Genomic DNA, 24,631 nt, shown 5'->3' with positions numbered 1-24,631 from the left:
CTTTAAAAACAGGTTTTACAAATGTTTATTTTTAAGAAACGTGCTGATCTACGTTTTGCCAAGGACCTCCATTTATAACATCTATTCCATGGTTTGTTAAAAACTGAGTTGCTTGTCCGCTTCTTGCTCCACTTCTACAAACAGCAATTACTGGTTTATTCCACGCTTTAATTTTTTCTACCTCTAAAGGAATAACCGTTAAAACTATATGTTCTGCTCCTTCTGTATGCCCTTCATCCCACTCTTCTTGTGTTCTAACATCTAAAACAACTGCTCCTTTTTCTAAATATTCTTTAATTTCTGTACTCATATCTTTTCTTTTAAACATGTCAAATAGACCCATGTTATTTTATTTTTAATATTAAACCTGACACAAAATTAGTCCATTTTCAATTAGCTTTGTGTAGCTTTTGTTACATTTCAATTCTTCCAACCTTTCTAAAATGGTCTCACTAATGGAAAAGTTATTCTGCAAAGCTAATTCATATAACTCTAAAGTCAACAACCAATCTCCTTGAAATTTGCTATTTAACTGATTAAATATTTCTGTTATTTTTTTATTTGTTGAAGATTTCTCTTCTCTAAGAGTCTTAACTTCAGCATACAAATTATACAATTCTAACTCTTTTACTGTATAAGAAATCTTATGTGTTTTAGTTTCAGAAACTTTACCTAAACCTAAAAAAGAGTCTACATCTGCAGGCCCCGCATAGGCAGAAACCACTTCTTTACCAACCGCCATATCATAAATTCCCCATTCTGGTTGAAACAAAATCTCATCTTTGTAAGTAACCGTGCAATCATCAAAAGAAATAATTAAAATTTTACCTCTTAAATCTCTAGTTCCGGTTATTGCTTTTCCTTTTACAATTACACCGCTCTCAAATTCTAATGTCATAAATTCACCTTCGTAAATTCCGTAAGCCCTTAGATCTCTCGGACTCATGTCTTCTATCGGTAAATTAATTCCTTTTAATTTACCAACCGGACTTCCAAAACCACTAGCATGACTTGTAATTCCGTGTCCAATTAACTCTTTATCTCTATTAGCTAAAGCGGTTGGACCAGTTGTTTGAAAATAAGCAACTTTATTATTTTTATACTGAATAACTTTGGTGAAAACGCCAGAAATTTGAATTCCCGTTGTTAATTCTATAGTCCCTAAGTTATCAGAATTTATTAATTTTTGAATACTTTTTAATCCGCCAGTTCGTATTGCCATTGTATTGGCAAACTCATCTAAAACCAAACTTAAATAAGCAAAATCTGGCGTTACAAATAATTGAGGTTGCGGTTTTGTAATATCAAAATTTATGGTTGCAACATCAATAGAATAAGAAACTTTTTTTACTTCATCTTGCATACACCAAGCACTTTCTCCTATAGAGGAAAGCAAACCTGCTCCGTATATTTTAGGATTATCTAAAGTACCAATCAACCCATATTCTACCGTCCACCAATGTAAGTTTCTAATTTGTGCCATTTCAGACAAATCTCCCATATTATTCTGCAGATAAGTTACTTTTTGCTCCGCATTATCTATTTCACTTTCTGTTGAGTTTGGATTTTCTTTTAAGATTGATAAAAGCCTAATTGCCTCATACATTTCATAATCTTTAGCAGAAGAAATTGCTTTGCTACCTATTTCTCCAAATCTTCTTAAGTATTCTGCATATTCTGGATTCGAAATAATTGGTGCATGCCCTGCTGCTTCATGAATAATATCTGGCGCTGGCGTATATTCTATATGATTAATGGTTCTCATATCAGACGCAATAACCAATACATTATAAGCCTGAAATTCCATAAAAGCATTTGGTGGAATAAAACCATCAACAGAAACAGCAGCCCAACCTATTTCTTTTAAAATTCTGTTCATACCTTCCATATAAGGAATGTTTTCTACAGAAATTCCCGTTTTTTCTAAGCCGGTTATATAAGATTTATGTGCTACTTTACTTAAGTAGTCTATATTCATTCTCATTACATAGCGCCAAACAGCTTGGTTTTGCGCAGTATATTCTTCATACGGCTGTTGTACCACAAACTTGTGTAAATGTTTGGGTAATTTTTTAGTGACTTCGTTTAATTCGAAATGTAGGCTCATTAAAAAAGTATTGAATTATTCTTACAATAATACGTTTTAAAATAATGATTATTTATTTTAAGACTCAAAAAAAACTTTTTATTATACTTATCGTAAAGTAAAAACCCTTTTAAACGTAACATTTTATCCTTTTTAGCTACTTATAGTTAAAGAAAACATCATTAATTATGGCTGGAGAAGGTTTTATTGCACATATGATTGCTAGTTTAAAGGCTAACAAAAGAAATCGTCTTTCTACTTTTGATAAAATTAAAGGCTATAAAAAAATAAAAAAAAGAGAACTTTATTTTGATAAAAAAGCAACTCCAGATGAGTTAGAAAAAATTAGAAAAAGAATAATTGCAGAAAACAACACCCTATTTAAAAGAAATATATTAATATTTATACTTTTAATTACAGCTATTTTAATAGGTTTAAATTATGTTAAATAACACCAAACAAAAAAACAGACACCCTTAAAAGGGAGTCTGTTTAACTTTAGATTAATTAATTCAAATAATAATACTAAAGTGCTTCTCTAATCACTTTTATGGCATCTACCGCCTTAGATCTTTTTCCTATTAACAAAGCAGTCATATTTCCAATAGATGATTTTATATCTAACTTTGCCCCATTATCAATTAAAAGTTGTGCAATTTTTGCTTTATTGTGTCTTGCGGCAAACATTAAAGGCGTTAACCCTGTAGATTTTGTGTTTACATTTTGGCCAGTTTCAATTAAAGCTTTTACAGCTTCATAATTCCCCATCTGAATCAACCTACAAAAAGCATTCACGTTAGAATACGTTTTTGCAGAAATTATTTTATTCGATTTTAAAACTTTTGGTGTACTTGCATTTATAGAACTAAAAGCAAAAAGACATACAAACATAGACAGGATGATTTTTTTCATAATAAAGTAGTTTTTGGTTTTTTAATTATTTTAACGGTTATATTTAAAAGACTATTAACAACTTAATATGTTTCAATACAAACGATCTATTAACAAGTATTTAACAAACAAAAAAAAGTTTTTATTTAGAAAAAGTTACTAAAATTAACAGCAACTGCTTATAAAATACACCTTTATTACAGAAAGGTTCTTTACGTTATCGGTTTCGTAAAAATTCTATAAAATCTATAAAAACGATAAAATATTCCTTAATTTTACTGTTCAATTTTAAGACAATGGACAAGAAAGTTATACTAATGATTTTGGATGGTTGGGGAATTACACAAGACCCTAAAGTATCTGCTATTTACAACGCAAAAACACCTTTTATTAATAGTTTATATGACATATATCCAAATGCTCAGTTAAGGACAGACGGAGAACATGTTGGTTTGCCAGAAGGACAAATGGGAAATTCTGAAGTTGGACACATGAATTTAGGTGCTGGTAGAATTGTATATCAGAATTTAGCTCGTATTAATAAAGCTGTTAAAGAAAACACTTTAGGCAAAGAAAAAGTATTATTAGATACTTTTAAATACGCAAAAGAAAATAACAAAGATGTTCATTTATTAGGTTTAGTTTCTAATGGAGGAATTCACGCACACATTAATCACTTAAAAGGATTATTAGATGTTGCTAAAGAAAATGAAGTTGATAATGTGTACTTACACGCATTTACAGATGGTAGAGATTGTGATCCTAAATCTGCACCTTTTTTCTTAAACGAAGTGCAAGAGCACATGGACAAAAGTACAGGTGAAATAGCAACCGTAACAGGTCGTTATTATGCTATGGATAGAGATAACCGTTGGGAACGTGTAAAAAAAGCGTATGATGGTGTTGTTAATGGAGTTGGAACAAAAACAACTGATATTATTAATACTATAAAAACAAATTACGAAGCAGGTATTACTGATGAATTTCATACACCAATCATTGTAACCAATGAAGATGGGTCGCCAAAAGCACAAATTAAAGAAGGTGATGTTGTACTTTTCTTTAACTATAGAACAGATAGAGGTAGAGAATTAACAAACGCGTTATCTCAAAATGATTTTCCAGAATTTGGAATGAAAAAATTAGACCTTTATTTTACAACCATCACTTTATATGATGCAAGTTTTAAAGGAATTAACGTTATCTATAATACAGATAATATTAAAAATACTTTAGGAGAAGTTTTATCTAAAGCAGGTAAAAAACAGATTCGAATTGCAGAGACAGAGAAATATCCGCACGTTACATTTTTCTTTTCTGGAGGACAAGAAGCTCCGTTTGAAGGAGAATCTAGAATTTTAAGAAACTCACCAAAAGTAGCAACCTATGATTTACAGCCAGAAATGTCTGCATACGAATTAAAAGATGCCTTGTGTGAAGATTTAAAGAAAGGTGAAGCAGATTTTGTTTGCTTAAACTTTGCTAATGGAGATATGGTAGGACATACCGGAATGATGGACGCTGCTATTAAAGCATGTGAAGCTGTAGATATTTGTGCCAAAGAAGTTATAGAAACAGGTTTAGATAACGGCTATTCTATTTTATTAATTGCAGATCATGGTAACTGTGAAACAATGATGAACCCTGATGGATCTCCTCATACAGCACATACAACAAACCCTGTTCCTTTTATTTTAATTGATAAAGAAATAAAATCAATAAACAGTGGTGTTTTAGGTGATATTGCTCCTACAATTTTAGATTTAATGGGCTTAGAACAACCTAAAGAAATGACACAACATTCTTTATTATAATTAAAAAATTCTAAATATGAAAAAAGTCTTTTTATTGGCTTGTATTATGGTTTTTACATCTTGCAACGGCCAAAAAAAAGTAACTGCAAAGAAAAATCAAAGTGGAGATTTAATAGGATTGGCTAACAAAGCCTCTTTTCAACAAACCCCTTATAGTACTTGGTTTAATGAAAGATTAGAAAGTTATACACCAGATTCTGCAACAATTACAATGCTAAAAAAAGAATTAGAAGGTGTTAAAATTAAAGGTTTTATGGGTACTTGGTGCGGAGATAGCAAAAGAGAAACACCTCATTTTTATAAAATTTTAGAACAATCTGGTTTCAATTTAAATAACTTAGAACTAATTACTGTTGACAGAAGTAAAAAAACTCCTGATAACTTACAAGAAGGTTTACAAATAGAAAGAGTGCCTACGTTTATATTTTATAGAGACGGAAAAGAAATTGGACGATACGTAGAATATGCACGAGAATCTTTAGAAAAAGACATGTTAAAAATTGTTTCTGGAGAAGCGTATAAACATTCATACGAAAAATAATAAATGCTATCAACAAACCCACTTATAATTGCTGTAGACTTTGATGGTACCATTGTAGAAGATGCGTATCCTAAAATTGGCGAAGAAATGATCTTTGCTTTCGATACCTTAAAAAGATTACAATCTCAAGGGCATCGATTAATTCTTTGGACCTACAGGCACGGAAAAAGATTAGATGAAGCTGTTGCTTTCTGCAAAGAAAATGATATTGAATTTTATACTGTTAATAAAAGTTTTCCTGAAGAGGAATATGATGAAAAACACAGTCGTAAAATACATGCTGATTTATTTATAGACGACAGAAATATTGGTGGATTTTTGGGGTGGACAGAAATACACAAAGCTATTTTTAATTACGAGCCACCTCAAAAAAAGAAAAAAGGTTTTTTCTCATTTTTCAAATAGACAAACCCTTCTTTATTCTACCCAAATTATAGTAACTTTGCCATTCAATTTTTTTAACATGATTAAGATAAAAACAAGAGAAGAGATAGAATTGATGAGAGAAAGCGCACTAATCGTTTCTAAAACGTTAGGTATGCTTGCTAAAGAAGTAAAACCAGGAGTTTCTACTTTGTATTTAGACAAACTTGCCGAAGATTTTATTAGGTCGGAAGGTGCTGTACCTGGTTTCTTAGGGTTATATGATTTTCCAAACTCACTTTGTATGAGTCCTAATTCTCAGGTAGTACACGGTATTCCTAATAAAAACCCATTAGTAGAGGGTGATATTATTTCTATAGATTGTGGTGCATATAAAAATGGTTTTCACGGAGATCATGCTTATACTTTTGCCGTTGGAGAGATTGAACCAGCAACTAGAAAATTACTAGATGTAACTAGAGCTAGTTTATATGTTGGTATTCGAGAATTTAAAGCTGGTAATAGAGTTGGTGATGTTGGTTATGCTATTCAAAAATTTTCTGAAGACCATGGCTATGGTGTTGTAAGAGAATTGGTTGGTCATGGTTTAGGTAGGGAAATGCACGAAGATCCAGAAATGCCTAACTACGGAAAAAGAGGACGTGGTAAAAAGTTTGTAGAAGGTATGGTTGTTGCCATAGAACCAATGACAAACTTAGGGACTCATAAAATTAAACAACATTCTGATGGTTGGACAATTACCACTTTAGACAACAAGCCTTCTGCTCATTTTGAACATGATATTGCTATTGTTAACGGTAAACCAGAATTACTTTCTACGTTTAAATATGTACATGATGCATTAGGTATTGTTACCGATGAGGAAGACGAATTTAGACAATAAAAAAGACACTAATTTCACTAATTGTCACTAAAAAATAAACTTTAATTTCACCAAAAACAATTGAAATCAGAACTTATACATAAACAGGAATCATATAACATTATTGGTTCCTGCATGGAAGTTCATAAAGAGTTAGGAAAAGGTTTTAGTGAAATTATTTATGGTGATGCTTTAGAAATAGAATTTAAAAGACGAGGAATTTTATATCAAAGAGAAGTAAAATTTCAAATATTATATAAAGGAGAAAAATTGTCTCATTATTATTTTGCTGATTTTGTCATCGATAATAAAATAATACTCGAAATTAAAGCTATTGAATCTTTAACAAATAGCCATATAAAACAAACTCTAAATTATTTAGCTGCATCAAAGATAAAACTAGGCTTATTAGTTAATTTTGGTGAAGATAGTTTAACCTACAAAAGAGTAATTTTGTAACTCTCATTTTGTGTAATCCGTGTAATTCGTGTCTATTTTTAAATCCATTCTAAACACCATCCCAAGACCTTGGTTAATAAAAGCTAGTTATCTAGTACGACCAATTATTGCTTTTTCTTTAAAAGGCGATACATATACAGACCCAATAGATGGCAAGAGTTTTCGTAAGTTTTTACCTTACGGATATGGTAAACAAAGAGAAAATGCACTTTCACCTTCTACCCTATCTTTAGAAAGACATCGCTTAATGTGGTTGTTTTTAAGAGATGAAACGGACTTTTTTACATCAAAAGAAAAACTAAAGACTTTACATATTGCTCCAGAACAATGTTTTTTAGATATTTTCAGAAAACAAAAAAACTTAGAATATACCACGTCAGATTTAGAATCTCCAATAGCAGATGTAAAAGCAGATATTTGCGATTTACCTTTTGATGATAACTCTTTTGATGTTGTTTTCTGTAACCATGTTTTAGAACATATTACAGACGATACAAAGGCAATGCAAGAATTGTTTAGAGTGATGAAAAAAGGAGGGTTTGGTATTTTTCAGATTCCGCAAGAATTGTCTAGAGAACATACTTTTGAAGACGATTCTATCACAGATCAAAAAGAACGCGCTAAGATATTTGGGCAATATGATCATGTAAGAGTCTATGGTAGAGATTATTTTAACAAACTACGTTCTATAGGTTTTAAGGTTGATGAAATAGATTATACTAAAAAAATCGCTCCAGAAAAACTAGAACGATTTTGTTTAATGCAGCATGAAATTCTTCCTGTATGTTATAAAGGTTAGTTCTTTTATAAAACACACTATAACAAATATAAAAACTAGTTATAGCCACTTGTTCTATATTCTTCTAAATCTCCATTTTTATTAATGAATAATAAAATAGCACCAATATTTTTATGAATTTCTAAAAATTCTTTAGCATTTTCTAGGCCCATAGCCATAAAAGCGGTTGCATATGCATCGGTATCTGCACAATCTAAATCGGCAATTACAGAAGCACTTAACAAATTACTCTCTATAGCATACCCTGTTTTAGGATTTACTGTATGTACATATTTCTGCCCATCTTTTGTAACTCTAAATTTTCTATAGTTACCAGAAGTAGCCATCGATTTATTAGATAAATTTATTTTTCGATATCCTTTTATGCTATCCTTTTTTATAGGATTTACGAGCTTAATAACCCAAGGATGATTTTCTTTTTTTACACCTTTTGCACGAATTTCTCCGCCAATTTCAACTAAATAATTCGATATGTTTTTACTATCTAAAAAACGAGCTACCACATCAATTCCAAACCCTTTGGCAATAGAGTTAAAATCTAAATAAATTTGAGCATCTTGCTTTTTAATTTTACCATTAACAATAGTTACTTTACCTAAACCAACATACTGCATTTGCTGTGCTACTTGATCTTCACTTAAATTTAACCTCTCCTTCTTAGGCCCAAAACCCCAAGCATTTACCAGGTTTCCTACAGTTGGATCAAAAAAACCATTGGTTTCTGTATAAATTCTTTTCGATTTTGTAAAAACCTCTAAAAATAAATCATCAACAATAACCGTAGAATCTCCTTTGTTAATTCTAGAAATATCTGAACTAGGTATATAAGTTGATAACGATTTGTTCATTAAAAAAAACAGACTATCTAAAGATGTTTGGTAGTTTTTAGAAGCATCTAAATAAACAATCTTATAAGTAGTGCCAAAAACGCGTCCTTTTAAGGTAAAGTCTTTTATTATTTCTGCGTTAGAACAAGAAAAAAAAGCTAGTAAAACTGTAATGAGTATCAGTTTATTTTTAAGAATCATAAATTGTAAAATCTTTTACAAAAATAGAACATAAAGTTTTCATAAAATATCATTTATAGTACTTTTTGTACTAACTATTTGCTAAATTTGTTAACTTAATTAAATATCGTTTCCAATGAAAAAAATATCAATCTTATTATTGACTGCAGTTATAGTTAGTTCTTGTGTTTCTAAAAAAAAGTTTGTTACTTTACAAGATGAATATGATCAAACTACAACAGAATTAGTAAATGTAAAAGCAACTTTACAAAAATGTTTAATTGAAAGTGAAAAAGATGCTGCTACACTTACAGAACAAATTAACTCTCTAAAAGAAGACAAAAAAGGTGCTTTAAAACAAGTTGAAAATTTAACTGTTTTAACACAATCTTCTTCAGACAATATTAAAAATGTTATTACTCAATTAAGTGAAAAAGACAAGTTTATAAATGGTATTAGAGCAGCAATGACTCAAAAAGATTCATTAAACCTTGCTATTAAATATCATTTAACTAAAAACTTATCTGATGGTATACAAGATGAAGACATACAGGTTAATGTAGAAAAAACAGTAGTATTTATCTCTATTTCAGACAAGTTATTATTTAAAAGCGGTAGTTATAATGTAACAGACAAAGCATACTCTGTTTTAGAAAAAATATCTAAAGTAATTAAAGACCAACCAGAAATGGAAGTTATGATTGAAGGTCATACAGATTCTACACCAATAAAAAGAGCTGTTATTCAAGACAACTGGGATTTATCTGCTTTAAGAGCAACCTCTATAACAAGAATTTTACAATATAAATTTGGAGTAAAACCAGGAAGATTAATTGCAGCTGGTAGAAGCCAATATGTTCCTTTAGTAGATAATAATACTGCCGAGAATAAAGCTATAAACAGAAGAACAAAAATTATCATTATGCCTAAATTAAATCAATTCTTTGATTTATTAGAGCAAGATGCAAATAAATAATCTTTATTGAAAAAAAGTTAAAAACCATCTGAAATTCAGGTGGTTTTTTGGTTAAAAAAATAGTCATACTATAAACGTTTAAAAATGGAAAATTTAAAAAACAAAAAAGCAATTATTACAGGTGGAGGAAGAGGTTTAGGAAAAGCAACCGCTATAGCCTTTGCTAAAGAAGGAATAGATGTAGCCATAACAGGTAGAAATGAAGCTGTTTTAAAAGAAACTGTTTCTGAACTAAAAGCATTTGGCATTAAAGCAATGTATGAAGTATTTGATGTTGGTGTTTACGAAGAAGTAAAAACCGGAATTAAAAACATTGTAAACTCTTTAGGTGGTGTAGACATCTTAGTAAACAATGCAGGAATTGCCGCTTTTGGATCTTTTAACGATATGGAAGTTAGCAAATGGACACAAATTATACAAACCAATGTTATGGGTATGTATCATGTTACAAAAGAAGTATTACCTTATTTAATAGAACAAAATAAAGGTGATGTTTTTAATGTATCTTCTACTGCAGGTTTAAGCGGAAACGCAACAACATCTGCATACTCTGCTTCTAAATTTGCCGTTATTGGTATGTCGGAATCATTAATGAAAGAAGTACGTAAAAACAACATTAGAGTTTGTACTTTAACACCTAGTACTATTGTGTCTGATATGACAATTGGTTTAGGTATTGCTAGTAAAGATTCTGAAGACTCTGTGTTACAACCAGAAGATTTTGCAGAGTTAATTGTTTCGGGATTAAAATTACCAAGAAGAGCCATGCTTAAAGGTGCTTCTTTATGGTCTACAAATCCATAGGTAAACATTCTAGAACAAAACATATTTAAATAGCATAAAAACCATCTCTAATGAGGTGGTTTTTTATGTAAAAGCAAATTTTAATTTGTTAAAAAAATACGGTAACTTCGTTTCACTTCTGAGATAAAATATTAAAACGTTCGATATCAACTGAATTGTACATAACTACTGAACCAAACAATAAAATGACTATAATAAAATTTCCCTTACTAATTGCTCTTTGCTTATTTTTTAGCAATACGCATTCTCAAGAAATAGTTGAAAAAAAAGTATCTACCAATGTTAATCAGGTCACTGTATTTCTAGAAGGAGCTCAAATAACAAGAAAAAAGACGATTGAAGTAAAACAAGGTAAAACAATATTAAAATTCTCTAATTTATCTCCTTTTATAGATGCCAAAAGTATTCAAGTAAAAGCGGAAGGGAATATTACTGTTTTTGCTGTAAATCATCAACAAAACTTTATAGAAAAATTAGACAAACAACAAGAGCTAATTGACTTAGAAAAAAAACTTAAAGAAGTTGATGATAAAATAGTATTAGAACGTACCTATTTGCAAATCTTGACAGAAGAATTAGCTTTTCTTAAAGAAAACAGAAATATTGGAGGTAAAAATCAAGAGGTAAGTGTTACTAATCTAAAAAACGCATCCATATTTTTTGGCGCTAAACTAAAGGAACTTAAAATTAAAGAGATTGAAAGAAACAATACATTAAAAAATCTAACTATAGAAAGTAGAGATTTATCAAATCAAATAAATACAATATCAGGAAAAAAGGAATTTCCTAACGGTGAGATTTTGGTAAAAGTAGAGGCTAAAAATAATGCTACTGTAAATTTTGAATTATCGTATGTTGTAGAAAATGCGGGTTGGTTTCCAACTTATGACATAAGAGCAAAGAACGTAAACGAGCCTGTTCAGCTTATTTACAAGGCAAATATTAAACAAGATACAAAGGTCAGTTGGGATAATGTAAAATTAAACCTATCGTCTGCAAATCCTAATGTATCTGGAGTTGCGCCAGAACTTAAAACCTACTTTCTAAATTACAACACACGCCCTCCTGTTTACAATAGAGCTACTAATGAAGTATCAGGAGTTGTATTAGATCAAAATAACGATCCGTTACCAGGTGCTACGGTGTTAATAAAAGGAACCACAATAGGAACATCAACAGATTTTGATGGTAAATACTCAATAACAATTCCTAATAATGAGAGTTCTTTGGTGTTTTCTTATTTAGGATTTATCAGTCAGACCAAACCTATTCAAAGTGAAGTATTAAATATAATGTTAGAAGAAGATTCAGCAACATTAGATGAAGTCGTTGTAATAGGATACGGAACTGCTCGTAAAAGTAAATCTATAACGAAAGCTCTTCAAGGCACAGTTTCTGGGCTTAATATTCGAGGAGCAAGTAGTTTGCCTGTACCAACTGTTCAAACAGAAAACCAGACCACCGTAAACTTTGAAATAAAAACTCCTTACACCATAAAATCTGATAATAAAAGTTATTCGGTTGATATTGATACGTATAATTTATCTGCATTCTATCAATATTACGCTGTGCCTAAAATTGACAAGGATGCTTTCTTAATAGCGAACATATCTAATTGGGAGCAATATAATTTATTAGAGGGTGAAGCAAACATCTTTTTTGAAGGTACTTATATTGGTAAAACATTGTTAGATGTTAGATATGCTACCGATACTTTGCAAATATCTCTTGGTAGGGATAAAAATGTAAGTGTAAAAAGAGAGAAAGTTAAAGAGTTTATCTCGAAGAATTTTATGGGTAGTAAAAAAGAAGAATCTAGAGGATGGAATATTGATGTAAAAAACAATAAATCACAACAAATCAATATGGTGATATATGACCAAGTTCCGGTTTCGACAAACGACGAAATAAAAATTGAAGTTTCAGAAATCTCAGGGGCGAAAAAAACTCCTGAATCTGGTGAAATAAAATGGGAATTTACAATTGCACCAAACGAAAGTAAAAATTTTATTTTAAGATACCTGGTTAAATACCCAAAAAATAAAACGATAATATTAGAGTAGAATTATACAATTTAACTGTTGTACAAATCCAAAAAAATAAATACCGAAGATTTTGATAAGTATATTTAGCTGGATTTAAAAACAACTAGATATGAATAAATTAGTTCTGATTTAAAAAGTTATCCATTAACTCAATAATTTAATGCAACAAATCTAATTTTGGATCTATAATACTAAATATAGATTGTTTACGTAAAAACTATCTTATCATTAACGCATTCAATCTTAAAAACATCTTTAGATTTTATCGACCTTACAAGTGTAGCCATAAGTTCTTGTTGATGAGTATTAGAGATATTAGACTTACCCTGCGCTCCTATTTTTGGGTGAACGTGGCTTAAATATATTTTACCTTTTATTTCGAATAAATAATAATAAACTCTAAGAGCTTTTTTACCACCTATCCTTTTTTTCAATAATGGAATTGGAGGATTAACACCATTAATTATTGTTGCAGACAACGGGTTATTCCCAAGAAAAAATTTAATTATAAGTTTTTCGTAACTTTTATATTTTTTATCTTTTAATAAAGATTGTAATTCTACTTTAAAATCTTGAGTACAAAAAACATCCATTAAACCAAGTCATTAAGTTCCTTGTAAAGATTTTTCATTTCATCAGTATCTTTATGCTTAAAAAATGAATATGAAACATCATTTATAGTTTCTTCTAAATCTTCGACAACACCTAAGTTTTCTTGAATTACATTTGGAATCTTATCTCCAAAAGTTTCTTTCAACATATAGTAGTTCATTTTTAGAGTTTTTAAACTACCACTACTAAGTTTAATAACGATATTAATAAACAAAAGATCGTTTTCATTTATTTCACCTACCCAAGTTAACTTTTCTAATGATTCCGTAAGATTTTGGATACTCTTATTTATTTCCACAACAGAATCACTCAAGAAACTAACCTTGTCTAAGAAAGTGTTAATCTCTTCTGAACTAGTAGGTATCTTAATGTTCTCGTTAGCACGAACTACATTATCAACACATTCTTGTACGGTTAAATTCATAATAATATGATGTTTTTGATACACAAAGATACTAAAAATTAAGATCCAAAAGTTAATTTAACGTATCTAGCGTAATCGTTATATTTCGCCAATTTACTAATTACGATTAATTTTTCTAATAACAGAAAAAAATGCAGCTTACAACCGTCAAACAAACCTACTCCAAAATCTTAATAAAATCATCAAAAGCCTCGTAGTAAGGCTGATCTTTAAAAACAGGACTTTCAACACTTTCTGCGTTGGCAATTCCTACGCCAGCAAACCAAACTTTGGCATTCTGTTTTTTGGCGTGATTTTTAAAAGTCTCCATCCAAATGGTATCGTATTCATTCGGGTTTTGAATATTATTACTCGCCTTTACCAAGACAAAAATAGTAGGTTCTCCTTTTTTAAATAACACAAATTGGGGATGTCTTTTTAACTGACTGTTTATAGCCTGAAATTCATACCCCATTTTTGTAAGCTTCTTACCAACAATGTTCATTGCCAAATTATGCAATTCTTGTGCTGTTAAAATTTGCATTATTTTTTCTTTTTCTTGTTATGTTTGTTGTAGTTTTTATCTCCTCTTGTTTTTGGTTTCTTATATTTTGCAGCAATTTCTCGTCTGTAAGAACCTCCTAAATTTACTTGGCTATTTTTTTCACTCTTTTCATGAAATGCAGCTCCAGGTACATATTCTAAAGAAGTTCTATTTTTAGAAATACCTTGATCTTCTCTTGGACGCTCATCTTCCGTTAATAAATCAGAAATCTTAACGTCTTCTGGGATTTCTAAAACCGGAATCTCATAATCCATTAACTTCTCAATACTTTCTTTTGTTTCTTGCTCTTTTGGAGTAGAAAAAAGAATCGTTTTCCCTGCTCTTTCAGCACGACCAGTTCTACCAATTCTATGCATATAGTTTTCTGGAAACTCTGGTGTATCAAAATTGATAACATGAGAAACATTATCAAAATCTAAACCACGTGCCATTACATCGGTCGCTAATAAGATTCTATTCTTGCCTTCATCAAATTGTCTAATAGAACGTATTCTGTAATTCTGAGTTTTATTAGAGTGAATCACACACATTTCATCATTAAACACTTCTTGTAAATGTTTAAATAATAAATCTGCGGTTCTCTTAAAACCAACAAAAATTAATACTTTATTGTAGGTTTCTTTATCTGATAAAAGCTCATGTAACAAATTAACTTTGGTAAAAAAGTTAGGTATATTATAAGAAACTTGCTCAATATTATCTAGTGGCGTTCCACTTACTGCAACAGATATTTTTTCTGGATTTTTAAAGAAATCGTAAATTAATGCATCTACATCTTCCGTCATAGTCGCAGAAAATAATACGTTTTGTCTTCTTGCAGGAATCACATCAAAAATATTCATCAACTGAAAACGAAACCCTAAATCTAACATTACATCTACTTCATCAATTACCAATTTCTGAATAGATTTTAATTTTAAAGCATTGCTTAACGCCAAATCGTATAAACGACCAGGAGTTGCCACAATAATATCTTGCCCTTGTAAAATTGACTGTTTTTGGGTATTGATGTTTGCTCCACCATATACACCTAAAACACGTGTATTAATATATTTAGATAATTGCGCTATCTGTTCAACCACCTGTAAAACCAACTCACGAGTTGGCACTAGAATCAATACTCTTGGATGTTTTTGTGTAGAATATGGTAAATCTTGCAAAATAGGCATCATGTAGGCAAAAGTTTTACCGGTACCTGTTTGCGCAATTCCTACTACATCTTTCCCCGATCTTACAACAGAAAATGCTTGTTCTTGTATTGGCGTTGGGTTCACATACCCCAAGTCATCAATAGCATATTGTAATTGATTAGAGATTCCTAAATCTTGAAAAGTCATTCTTAATATTTTTCTGCAAAGGTACGTTTTATAAAACGCTAAACAATAGCCCTTTTCACTAAGAATAATTTGTAGTTTTGCAGCTGAAATTTCACACAACATGATTACAGATACACACACCCATTTATATTCTAGTCAGTTTAAAGAAGACCAATCAGAAATGATGCAACGCGCTAAAGAGGCTGGTGTTACTCGTTTTTTCATCCCTGCGATAGATTCTACGTATACAGATAAAATGTTTCAATTAGAAAAAGACTATCCAGATGATGTTTTTTTAATGATGGGTTTGCATCCTACTTCTGTTAAAGAAAACTATTTAGAAGAACTGGCGCATGTTAAAAAATGGATTGATGAAAAGAAATTTTATGCTATTGGCGAAATCGGAATGGATTTGTATTGGGATACAACTTTTTTAACACAACAGCAAGATGCTTTTAGAACACAAATTCAATGGGCAAAAGAAAAAAAGATGCCAATTAATATTCACTGTAGAAATGCTTTTGATGAAGTTTTTGAAGTCTTAGAATCTGAAAAAGGAGATGATTTAAGAGGGATTTTTCACTGTTTTACAGGAACTTTAGAACAAGCAAAACAGGCTATTTCTTACAATATGAAATTAGGAATTGGTGGTGTTGCTACGTTTAAAAATGGTAAAATTGATAAATTTCTGAATGAAATTGACATAAAACACATTGTTTTAGAAACCGATGCGCCTTATTTAGCACCAACTCCATACAGAGGAAAAAGAAATGAAAGCGCTTATTTAACCAACATTGTTGATAAATTGGTAGATATTTATGGACTTTCTTTTGATGAAATTGCAGCAATTACTACTCAGAATTCTAAAGATGTTTTTGGTATTTAAGCAGAGAAAAAACAAAAAGTTTACATTTAACGAAACTTTTTATTATCTTTGAATAAAGTTTATAGAAAATGATAAAACGCTTTGAGACTAGATTATTGGAAGAAGCGTTTGAATTTATTCAAAAACAAGATCTTAAAACTAGAAATAAAATTTTTCAAAATATAAGGAGAGCTGAACAACATTCAGATCCAAAATTTTTCAAGAAATTAAATAGTGAAATTTGGGAGTTTAGAACTTTATACTCTGGAAAACAAATTAGACTTTTAGCTTTTTGGGACAAAGAAAACAAAAACGAAACCTTGGTCTTTGCGACTCATGGTATTGTAAAGAAAACTAGTAAAGTAGATAAAAAAGAGCTCGAAAAAGCTGATAAAATAAGATTAAATTATCTAAAAAATAAAAAGAAATGAAAAGCTATACTTTAGATGAAGCAGAAGACCTTTTAATTGGAAAAAAAGGAACTAAAGAAAGAGAAGAATATGAATTTGAATTAAAACTTGAGTTAATTGGTGATATGATTAAAACTGCCAGAAAAAAAAGAAAATTAACTCAAGAACAACTAGGTGACCTCGTTGGTGTAAAAAAAGCACAAATATCTAGATTAGAAAACAGTACTGGAAATGTAACTTTTGAAACAGTTATGAAAATTTTTAATGCGTTAGGAGCAAAATTAAACCTGCGTCTTCAAATATAACAAGCATACACAATCTAATTGACAATAAAAACCACATACTACAAAACACCTTTAGGAACCGCAAAAATTGTCGGTGATGAAAACGGAATTCAATCTGTTTCTGTTGTAGATGAAGACTTATCAACATCAAAAGAAATCCCTGAATGTTTACAAGAATGTGTTACGCAATTAGATCAATACTTTTCTGGTGAAAGAATTGATTTCAATTTAAAATTGAATCCTCAAGGAACCGATTTCCAAAAAAAAGTGTGGGACGAATTATTAAATATTCCTTATAATAAAACCAGAACCTATTTAGAACAAAGCAAAGCTTTAGGAGATGTAAAAGCCATAAGAGCAGTGGCTTCTGCAAATGGTAAAAATCCAATTTGGATTATCATTCCCTGTCATAGAGTTATAGGATCTGATGGTTCCTTAACAGGTTATGCTGGCGGAATTTGGCGTAAAAAATGGTTATTAGCACACGAAAATCCTGTAAAGCAACAATCATTATTTTAATTTTTATTTTCAAACATTAAAAAACATATTTTTACGTTTAGAACATATAGTTTTTTATGATTCAAAGAGTTCTCTTTTTCTTTTTACTTTTTATTGGGTTTACAATCCAATCTCAAACTGTATCTAAAGATTTTAGAGTGCAAAAATATTTGATTGAAAAAGACACCATTCAATTAGATTCTGTGGCTTTAAATCCGCAGAACTTTAAAGTTTTAAATGCTTTTTCAAAAGAAATTCCTTTTTCTGAATATACCATCGATTTTAGCAATGCCGTTTTAATTATCAATTCAGCAAAACACACAGAAATTACAGTTGAATATTTTAGACTTCCCGATTTTATTACTAAAATTTATACTCCTTTTGATGAAAAGTTTATACTTCCAAATGGTACAAATACCGGTAAATTATACAGTTTAACTACCAACAAAAAAGCATCGGACATCAAATTATTTGATGGTTTACAAACTAAAGGATTTATAACGAGAGGAATTACATCGGGTAACAATCAAAATGCAGTTACAAACTCAGCTTTAGATTTAGAAATATCGGGTAAACTCTCTAAAGACGTTACGTTAAGAGCCAATATTTTTGACACCAATATTCCGATTCAAGAAAACGGATATTCACAAAATATCACCGATTTCGATCGTATTTTTATTGAAATGTTTACGGATAATTGGCGTGTAAAAGCTGGTGATATTTCACTACAAAACACCAAAAGTTATTTCTTGCCATTTACCAAACAAGTTTCTGGCTTATTGATAGAAGCGCAACTAAACGACAACTTTAAAGTTGCTGCTTCTGGAGCTGTGGTAAGAGGACAATTTAGTTCTTATAATATTACGAGTGTAGAAGGAAATCAAGGTCCCTATAAAATTTTAGGTACTAATAATGAAAGTGCCATTTTAATTATTGAAGGTAGCGAGAAGGTGTTTATCAATGGAATTCAAATTAAACGCGGAGATGAAAATGAATATACTATAGATTATAATCTTGGGGAAATAGAATTCAATACCACATACCCAATTACTAATGATATGAGAATTAAAATTGATTTTCAATATTCAGAAAGAAACTATACTCGTTTTATAACCTATGATGAAGCTTCTTACGAAGGCGATAAATTTAGTATCGCTGGTTATTTTTATTCTGAAAATGATGCCAAAAACCAACCAATACAACAAAATTTAACAGACGAACAAAAACGAATCTTAGAAAGTGCTGGTAACAATACCGATTTAATGATTGCAGAAAGTGCCTACGAAGATGCTTTTAATGAAAATAAAATCTTGTATAAAAAAGTACTTAATGGAAGTGAAGAAATTTTTGAATATTCCAACAACGCAACAGATGAATTATACACGGTAACTTTTTCTAATGTTGGTAGCAATTTAGGAGATTATGTTTTAGATGAAACCACAGCAATTGGTAATATCTTTTTGTTTGTAGGCACAAACCAAGGGAATTACAATCCTATTATTCGTTTAACTCCACCTACGAAATCGCAATTATTTATTGTACAATCTGCATACAATCCTTCAGAAAAAACAATTATTAATACAGAAGTAGCACTGAGTAATAATGATGCCAATTTATTTTCTACGGTAGATGATGCCCAAAATAAAGCAATTGCAACAAAGGTTAATTGGCAGCAAACTTTAATTGATAAAAAATGGCAGTTAAAGAGTAATATGAGTCATGAATTTGTGCAGAATAATTTTAAAACAGCACAACGTTGGGAGTCTGTAGAGTTTAATAGAGATTGGAATATTCTAACAAATAATGCTACTAAAAGTTATTTTCAATCGGAGTTCACTTTACAGAATAAAAAAGAAGACTTTATCCTATACCGTTTTAACAACCTTGCATATAAAGACATTTTTTCTGGTAACAAACATGAACTGCAATCTAAAATGAAGTTAAAAAACACTTCTTTTTATGTAAATGGTAGTTTTTTAAAAAACACCTCAACCTTAGAAGATAATTCATTTTTTACAGCAAAAGCAAAAGCAGAACACGATTTTAATAAAAAATGGTTGGGTGCGTTTATCAACTTTGAAACCAATAGCAGAAAAGATCTTACTACACAAGAATTTATAAATACCAGTCATAAATTTAAAGAATATGAAACCTATTTTGGAATTGGAGACTCTACTAATGTGTTTACAAAATTCGGATTTAACTACAGAAATAACGACAGTATAAAATCGAATCGTTTTACAGAAATCAATAATAGAAAAACGTTTTATATCAACAGTAAAATCATTCAGAACAAACAAACCAATTTAAGTGTTTTTGCCAATTACAGACTTACAGAAAACAAGTTTACCGAAAATGAAAAATCGTTAAATTCTAAAGTTGTTTTTAATCAGGAATTATTTAATAGTTTCATCAATTTAGGAACCGTTTATGAAACTTCATCGGGTAACGTTGCAAGACAAGAATATATTTATGTGAAAACAGAACCAGGTTTGGGGTATTATACTTGGATAGATTATAACAGTAACGGCGTTAAGGATTTTGATGAATTTGAAGTTGCAGAATTTCAAGATCAAGCGGAATATTTACGTTTACCAAAACCTAATTTACAGTTTATTGCCACTCAACGCGCAAAATTTACGCAGTCTATAACATTAAACCCAAGAATTTGGACTGCTAAAAATGGGGTTAAAAAATTGCTTTCTAATTTTTACAATCAGAGTTTTTTAAGTGTAGAAAATGAACAACAAAGAATAGGAAATTCGTTTAATTTTAATCCTTTTGATTTTGATGAAAGTAAACTGATTGGTTTAAATTTCAGTCTTAGAAATAGTCTATATTTCAACAGAAATCTTCAAAAATATAGCACAACGTATACCTACGGAAAGAACAGAAATAAGCAACAATATTTTATAGGAAATCAAGAAAATAACATTGAGTTACATCAGCTAGATTTTGCACATAAATTTGCAACTTTTTGGTTACTTGATTTAATGGGTAAAACTACTGAAAATGATTTAAAAACAGCCAATTTCAACAATAGAAACTATACCATTAAAGCCAATGAGTTTCAGCCAAAAATTAGTTTTTTATACAATGACAGCAATCGTCTAACGGCTTTTTATCACTTTAAAAATAAAGAAAACCAACTCGCAGATTTTGAACATTTGAAGCAACAGAAATTCGGAATTGAATACTTCTATATCAACAGTAAAAAGAATCAAATTTCGGCCAATATAAATATGTTTTTAAATGATTTTACAGGAGACACCAACTCACCCGTTGCCTACCAAATGTTAGAAGGTTTACAAGATGGAAAAAATTACACTTGGAATCTTTTATTCAACCAAAAATTGAATGCTTTTTTAAATTTGAATTTATCTTATTTAGGTAGAAAGAGCGAAAACACAAAAACCATTCATACTGGAAGTGTGCAATTGAGAGCCATTTTTTAGAAACTTGGGTACTTTTTTAATACGTTTGTAACATCAACAAAAAAAATCAATTATGAAAAAAATTACACTATTGCTTTTATTATTTATTACAACAATTTCTATTGCTCAAGAAAAAGAAGAACAATACCCACAAGACATCAATAAAAAACACGAAGTAAAATTAAATATTTTGGGAGCTTTAGCTTTTGAATGGATAGATGTTTCTTATGAGTATTTAATTAATGACGAATCTTCTTTTGGTGTAGGGGCTTTAGTTGGTCTTGATAATAATAAGAATATAGATAAATACAGAAAATTTTCTTTAACGCCTTTTTACAGAAGATACTTCTCTAATAAATTTGCTAGAGGTTTTTTTATTGAAGGTTTTGGAATGTTACACTCTTATGAAAACAATAACTCTAATTATTACGATGATTATTCTAACAATTACATTAGTTATGGGAACGATGATACTAAAACAGAATTTGCTATTGGTATCTCTGTTGGAGGGAAATTTATTTCTAAAAAAGGGTTTACTACAGAAATTTACCTTGGGCTAGGACGTAATTTAGGCGGAGATAGCAGCTCTGTAGAAGTAGTAGGTAGAGGAGGAATCTCTTTAGGTTATAGATTCTAAAACCAATCTTATTTACTAAATTTGCTGCTTCTAAAATCATTAGATACAAAAAATAAAAAAACATGAAAAAAATACTTTTAGCTTTCGGACTCCTAGTAAGCACTTTAAGCTACGCACAACAAGAAATTAAATTAGACATTGGAGATGTATTGATTGTAAAAAATTTAGAATTTTCTTATGAAAACTACATTACAGAAAGTTCTTCTTTTGGTATTTCTGCTTCATTTAACTTAAAAGATCAAGATGCAGATTTTAGATACCATGAGAACACCATGATTACACCTTATTATCGTAATTATTTTTCTACAAACGAAGCATGGAATTTTTTTGGTGAAGCTTTTTTAGGTATTAATTCTGGTAAAAATGAAATTACTGACTCAGCAGATACTATAACAGGTTATGATAAATACACAGATGCTGCATTAGGTATTGCTGTTGGTACAAAATATATTACAGAAAGTGGTTTAACTATTGATATACACGCTGGTATTGGTAGAAACTTATTTGGTTCTGACTCACCTACCCTAGTACCTAGATTAGGTGTTAATATTGGTTGGAGATTCTAATACATTTCTTACTTTATAAAACAAAAAACGCACTCTAAGGTGCGTTTTTTTTTGTTCCTTAACACCACTATACTTTCCCGAATAAGATCCTTTTAAACTTGTGTATACATCAATTTGAATATACTTACAAGTACTATTTATAAATGGTTAGAGAATAGCTTTTATTTACACCTTACAATATGAAATAAAAAAATCTCTTGAAGCATTGCTTCAAGAGATTTTAAGAAATATATAATTAAGTAATTTTACAATTACCAAAGTTTATTATAAACCTGCATTAACCCAAGTCCAAGAAGTAACATCTACTTGTGTACCTGTATTATAAACATTTGTAGTAGTTGCAGCAGCACCTTCAATTATAACGTTCGCTAAAGAACCATTATCTTTCATATCTATGTTAGTATCATAACCTTCTAAATATAAGTTATTAATAGTACCACCAGAATTAAGTTTAAACTGTAAAGCTGTTCCACCAACAGTAGAGATAGCAGTAATATTAGTAAATGTAGGGTTTGCGTTAGCTTTATCTCCTTCAAAAACAGTAGAAAAACCAGCAACAGAATGAGAAATATAAGCGTTTGTTACAGAACCAGACCAAGACTCTGTCCAATCTATTGAATCATCACTATTGTTTTCTAAGTATAAGTTAGATACAGAAACAGTACCACCAAAGAACTCAACACCATCATCATCTCCGTTGATTACAGAAACGTTTTCTACAGTAGTTCCAGATCCTACAGCATAGAAAGAAACTCCATTGTATTGAGATTCTGAATTAATTTGAGCACCAGTACCTTTAATTACTAAATATTTAATAGAACCAGAGCTATCTGCATCATCAGTTCCACCATAAATGAAACCACCTATTTCTGCTTCTGCACCTGCACCTGCACTAGTTGTAGCATTACCACATAAAGTAAGACCTCCCCAATCTCCAGGTTCACCTGAAGCAGAAGACATAACTACTGGATTTGCTGCAGTACCTTGTATGTCTATTTCACCACCTTGTAAAACTGCGATATAAACTCCTGTACCACCTTCTCTAGCAGTAATTTTAGTTCCTGCTGGTATTGTTAATTTACCACCATCTTGTACAATATAAGAAGAGCTTAATGTATAAGCGATAGAAGCATCTAATGTTACATCACCAGTAACAGCTCCTTGTAATAAGTTAGATTCAAAAGAAACATCAGTATCTACCCAAGGGAAATCTGCTGCAGTAACTGTTGAAATTGCAGAAGTATTTAAAGCATAGAAATATCCGTCTGTTGCTTGATCTTCTGTTAATGCAACTGGAGTATAACCTTGTGAAAAAGTAACGCTAGAAACATCACCACCATCTTTCATGTCTAAATCTACATCATAACCAACTAAAGAAAGACCTGTAATTGTACCTCCAGAAGTAGCTTTGAATTGTAAAGCAGTACCACCAACAGTAGAAACTGCAGTAATATTATCAAAAGTAGGGTTTCCGTTTGCTTTATCTCCTTCAAAAACAGTAGAAAAACCATCTTCTGTATTAGAAATATAAGCATTTGAAATGTTACCAGACCATTCTTCTGTCCAATCGATAGCATCATCTTGTACGTTTTCTACATATAAGTTAGTCACTGAAACAGCACCACCAAAAAACTCAACACCATCATCTGCACCATTAAGTACAGCAATATTGCTAACAGAAGTACCAGAACCTACAGAGTAAAAAGAAATTCCGTTATATTGAGACTCAGAGTTAATTTGAGCACCTGTACCTGCTATTTGTAAATAAGAAATAGCTCCAGAACTATCTGCATCATTAGATCCTCCATAGATAAAACCACCTACTTCAGCTTCTGCATTTACACCTGCACTAGTAGTAGCGTAACCACAAATAGTTAAACCACCCCATCCGTTAGCTTCTCCTGAAGCTGTAGAAATTACAACTGGGCTAGATTGTGTACCGTTAATATTAATTGCTCCACCTTGTAAAACTGCAATATAAACATCTGTACCACCTTCTAACGCTTCAATTTTAGTACCAGCTGGTATTGTAAAAGTATATCCTTCAGGAACAATAAAAGAAGAAGTTAATTTATAAGTAATACTAGCATCTAAAGTAACATCAGAATCTAATCTTCCTTTTAAAATTCCTACTTCTAAATTTTCTTGAACATCAGAATTAAGTAATGCTGGTTCGTCACTAGTACAACTTGCAAAAGTCATAGCAAATGCTAATGCTACAACACTTAAGTTATTAAAAATTGATCTTTTCATTTTTGTTTGTATTGTTTATTGTTTATTTTCATGCAAAGAAACTACCGAACCATTTAAATAACCTTAACTAAATATTAATAATATGTTAGATAAATACGGCTTTGTTAACTAATTGTTACC

The 24,631-nt window shown here is 30.4% G+C and carries 26 protein-coding genes; 17 read left to right on the top strand and 9 right to left on the bottom strand.

The window, feature by feature from the left end:
• Positions 1 to 31: 31 nt before the first annotated feature.
• Entirely contained in the window at positions 32 to 310 is a 279-nt protein-coding gene (locus tag GQS58_RS15665; RefSeq protein ID WP_166387621.1) for a rhodanese-like domain-containing protein, read from the bottom strand.
• A 51-nt stretch (positions 311 to 361) separates the two neighbouring features.
• A complete protein-coding gene (locus tag GQS58_RS15660; protein ID WP_166387619.1) occupies positions 362 to 2,107 on the bottom strand; it encodes an aromatic amino acid hydroxylase in 1,746 nt (581 codons plus the stop codon).
• Positions 2,108 to 2,274: 167 nt separating this feature from the next.
• Here GQS58_RS15660 and GQS58_RS15655 point away from each other — a divergent pair, with 167 nt between their 5' ends.
• Positions 2,275 to 2,538 carry a hypothetical protein gene (locus GQS58_RS15655; protein ID WP_166387617.1) on the top strand — a complete coding sequence of 88 codons (264 nt, stop codon included), beginning with the start codon at positions 2,275 to 2,277 and terminating at the stop codon, positions 2,536 to 2,538.
• 73 nt (positions 2,539 to 2,611) lie between these two features.
• Here the strand turns inward: GQS58_RS15655 and GQS58_RS15650 are convergent, their stop codons facing one another.
• Positions 2,612 to 2,998 (bottom strand): ankyrin repeat domain-containing protein, encoded by a 387-nt coding sequence (locus tag GQS58_RS15650; RefSeq protein WP_166387615.1) that lies wholly within the window; start codon positions 2,996 to 2,998, stop codon positions 2,612 to 2,614.
• A gap of 275 nt (positions 2,999 to 3,273) precedes the next feature.
• On the opposite strand from GQS58_RS15650, the gene gpmI reads away from it, so the two are divergent.
• The 6 genes from gpmI to GQS58_RS15620 are packed head-to-tail and all read left to right on the top strand — an operon-like array spanning position 3,274 to position 7,836.
• Complete coding sequence (gpmI, locus tag GQS58_RS15645) at positions 3,274 to 4,791, top strand: 2,3-bisphosphoglycerate-independent phosphoglycerate mutase (RefSeq protein WP_166387613.1); 1,518 nt, start codon at positions 3,274 to 3,276, stop codon at positions 4,789 to 4,791.
• A 16-nt stretch (positions 4,792 to 4,807) separates the two neighbouring features.
• Positions 4,808 to 5,332, top strand: coding sequence for a thioredoxin family protein (locus GQS58_RS15640; RefSeq protein ID WP_205860452.1), 525 nt, complete (start codon positions 4,808 to 4,810; stop codon positions 5,330 to 5,332).
• Between the two features lie 3 nt (positions 5,333 to 5,335).
• On the top strand, positions 5,336 to 5,737 hold the full coding sequence (locus GQS58_RS15635; RefSeq protein ID WP_166387611.1) for a BT0820 family HAD-type phosphatase: 402 nt from the start codon (positions 5,336 to 5,338) through the stop codon (positions 5,735 to 5,737).
• 58 nt (positions 5,738 to 5,795) lie between these two features.
• Positions 5,796 to 6,599, top strand: coding sequence for a type I methionyl aminopeptidase (gene map / locus GQS58_RS15630; RefSeq protein ID WP_166387609.1), 804 nt, complete (start codon positions 5,796 to 5,798; stop codon positions 6,597 to 6,599).
• A gap of 60 nt (positions 6,600 to 6,659) precedes the next feature.
• Positions 6,660 to 7,037 (top strand): GxxExxY protein, encoded by a 378-nt coding sequence (locus GQS58_RS15625; protein WP_262887966.1) that lies wholly within the window; start codon positions 6,660 to 6,662, stop codon positions 7,035 to 7,037.
• 28 nt (positions 7,038 to 7,065) lie between these two features.
• Complete coding sequence (locus tag GQS58_RS15620) at positions 7,066 to 7,836, top strand: class I SAM-dependent methyltransferase (RefSeq protein WP_166387607.1); 771 nt, start codon at positions 7,066 to 7,068, stop codon at positions 7,834 to 7,836.
• A gap of 35 nt (positions 7,837 to 7,871) precedes the next feature.
• Here GQS58_RS15620 and GQS58_RS15615 read toward each other — a convergent pair whose 3' ends face one another.
• Positions 7,872 to 8,864, bottom strand: coding sequence for an FAD:protein FMN transferase (locus GQS58_RS15615; protein ID WP_166387605.1), 993 nt, complete (start codon positions 8,862 to 8,864; stop codon positions 7,872 to 7,874).
• Between the two features lie 115 nt (positions 8,865 to 8,979).
• Between GQS58_RS15615 and GQS58_RS15610 the strand changes: the two genes are divergently transcribed.
• The 3 genes from GQS58_RS15610 (at position 8,980) to GQS58_RS15600 (ending at position 12,686) form a co-directional block, all read left to right on the top strand.
• Complete coding sequence (locus tag GQS58_RS15610) at positions 8,980 to 9,819, top strand: flagellar motor protein MotB (RefSeq protein WP_166387603.1); 840 nt, start codon at positions 8,980 to 8,982, stop codon at positions 9,817 to 9,819.
• 84 nt (positions 9,820 to 9,903) lie between these two features.
• On the top strand, positions 9,904 to 10,623 hold the full coding sequence (locus GQS58_RS15605) for a 3-ketoacyl-ACP reductase (protein WP_166387601.1): 720 nt from the start codon (positions 9,904 to 9,906) through the stop codon (positions 10,621 to 10,623).
• Positions 10,624 to 10,808: 185 nt separating this feature from the next.
• Complete coding sequence (locus tag GQS58_RS15600) at positions 10,809 to 12,686, top strand: mucoidy inhibitor MuiA family protein (RefSeq protein WP_166387599.1); 1,878 nt, start codon at positions 10,809 to 10,811, stop codon at positions 12,684 to 12,686.
• A 188-nt stretch (positions 12,687 to 12,874) separates the two neighbouring features.
• On the opposite strand, the gene GQS58_RS15595 is transcribed toward GQS58_RS15600, so the two are convergent.
• The 4 genes from GQS58_RS15595 to GQS58_RS15580 form a co-directional block, all read right to left on the bottom strand.
• A complete protein-coding gene (locus tag GQS58_RS15595; protein ID WP_166387597.1) occupies positions 12,875 to 13,261 on the bottom strand; it encodes a hypothetical protein in 387 nt (128 codons plus the stop codon).
• The gene (locus GQS58_RS15590) at positions 13,261 to 13,704 is read right to left on the bottom strand and encodes a hypothetical protein (protein WP_166387595.1); all 444 of its coding nucleotides are present in this window, start codon (positions 13,702 to 13,704) and stop codon (positions 13,261 to 13,263) included. The genes GQS58_RS15595 and GQS58_RS15590 overlap by 1 nt, the downstream gene beginning before the upstream one ends.
• Positions 13,705 to 13,861: 157 nt before the next feature.
• Complete coding sequence (locus GQS58_RS15585) at positions 13,862 to 14,227, bottom strand: Na(+)-translocating NADH-quinone reductase subunit F (RefSeq protein ID WP_166387593.1); 366 nt, start codon at positions 14,225 to 14,227, stop codon at positions 13,862 to 13,864.
• Positions 14,227 to 15,585, bottom strand: coding sequence for a DEAD/DEAH box helicase (locus tag GQS58_RS15580; protein ID WP_166387591.1), 1,359 nt, complete (start codon positions 15,583 to 15,585; stop codon positions 14,227 to 14,229). Before GQS58_RS15580 ends, GQS58_RS15585 begins: the two co-directional genes overlap by 1 nt.
• Before the next feature lie 100 nt (positions 15,586 to 15,685).
• On the opposite strand from GQS58_RS15580, the gene GQS58_RS15575 reads away from it, so the two are divergent.
• The 7 genes from GQS58_RS15575 to GQS58_RS15545 all read left to right on the top strand — a co-directional run bounded on the left by GQS58_RS15575 (position 15,686) and on the right by GQS58_RS15545 (position 22,258).
• A complete protein-coding gene (locus GQS58_RS15575) occupies positions 15,686 to 16,450 on the top strand; it encodes a TatD family hydrolase (protein WP_166387589.1) in 765 nt (254 codons plus the stop codon).
• Between the two features lie 68 nt (positions 16,451 to 16,518).
• Positions 16,519 to 16,860 carry a type II toxin-antitoxin system RelE/ParE family toxin gene (locus GQS58_RS15570; RefSeq protein WP_166387587.1) on the top strand — a complete coding sequence of 114 codons (342 nt, stop codon included), beginning with the start codon at positions 16,519 to 16,521 and terminating at the stop codon, positions 16,858 to 16,860.
• Entirely contained in the window at positions 16,857 to 17,144 is a 288-nt protein-coding gene (locus tag GQS58_RS15565; protein ID WP_166387585.1) for a helix-turn-helix domain-containing protein, read from the top strand. Before GQS58_RS15570 ends, GQS58_RS15565 begins: the two co-directional genes overlap by 4 nt.
• Positions 17,145 to 17,168: 24 nt before the next feature.
• The gene (locus tag GQS58_RS15560) at positions 17,169 to 17,642 is read left to right on the top strand and encodes a methylated-DNA--[protein]-cysteine S-methyltransferase (RefSeq protein ID WP_166387633.1); all 474 of its coding nucleotides are present in this window, start codon (positions 17,169 to 17,171) and stop codon (positions 17,640 to 17,642) included.
• Between the two features lie 56 nt (positions 17,643 to 17,698).
• Positions 17,699 to 21,076: a hypothetical protein gene (locus tag GQS58_RS15555; RefSeq protein WP_166387583.1), complete on the top strand. Its 3,378-nt coding sequence runs from the start codon at positions 17,699 to 17,701 to the stop codon at positions 21,074 to 21,076.
• A gap of 52 nt (positions 21,077 to 21,128) precedes the next feature.
• The gene (locus GQS58_RS15550) at positions 21,129 to 21,692 is read left to right on the top strand and encodes a DUF3575 domain-containing protein (RefSeq protein ID WP_166387581.1); all 564 of its coding nucleotides are present in this window, start codon (positions 21,129 to 21,131) and stop codon (positions 21,690 to 21,692) included.
• A gap of 62 nt (positions 21,693 to 21,754) precedes the next feature.
• Entirely contained in the window at positions 21,755 to 22,258 is a 504-nt protein-coding gene (locus GQS58_RS15545) for a DUF3575 domain-containing protein (protein ID WP_166387579.1), read from the top strand.
• A gap of 264 nt (positions 22,259 to 22,522) precedes the next feature.
• Here GQS58_RS15545 and GQS58_RS15540 read toward each other — a convergent pair whose 3' ends face one another.
• Entirely contained in the window at positions 22,523 to 24,511 is a 1,989-nt protein-coding gene (locus GQS58_RS15540; RefSeq protein WP_166387578.1) for a hypothetical protein, read from the bottom strand.
• Between the last annotated feature and the right edge of the window lie 120 nt (positions 24,512 to 24,631).

It is taken from the genome of Polaribacter sp. 11A2H (assembly GCF_011379025.1).
Lineage (GTDB): Bacteria > Bacteroidota > Bacteroidia > Flavobacteriales > Flavobacteriaceae > Polaribacter.
The sequence above is the reverse complement of the archived record's forward strand: the minus strand, read 5'-3'. Positions and strand labels throughout refer to the sequence as shown.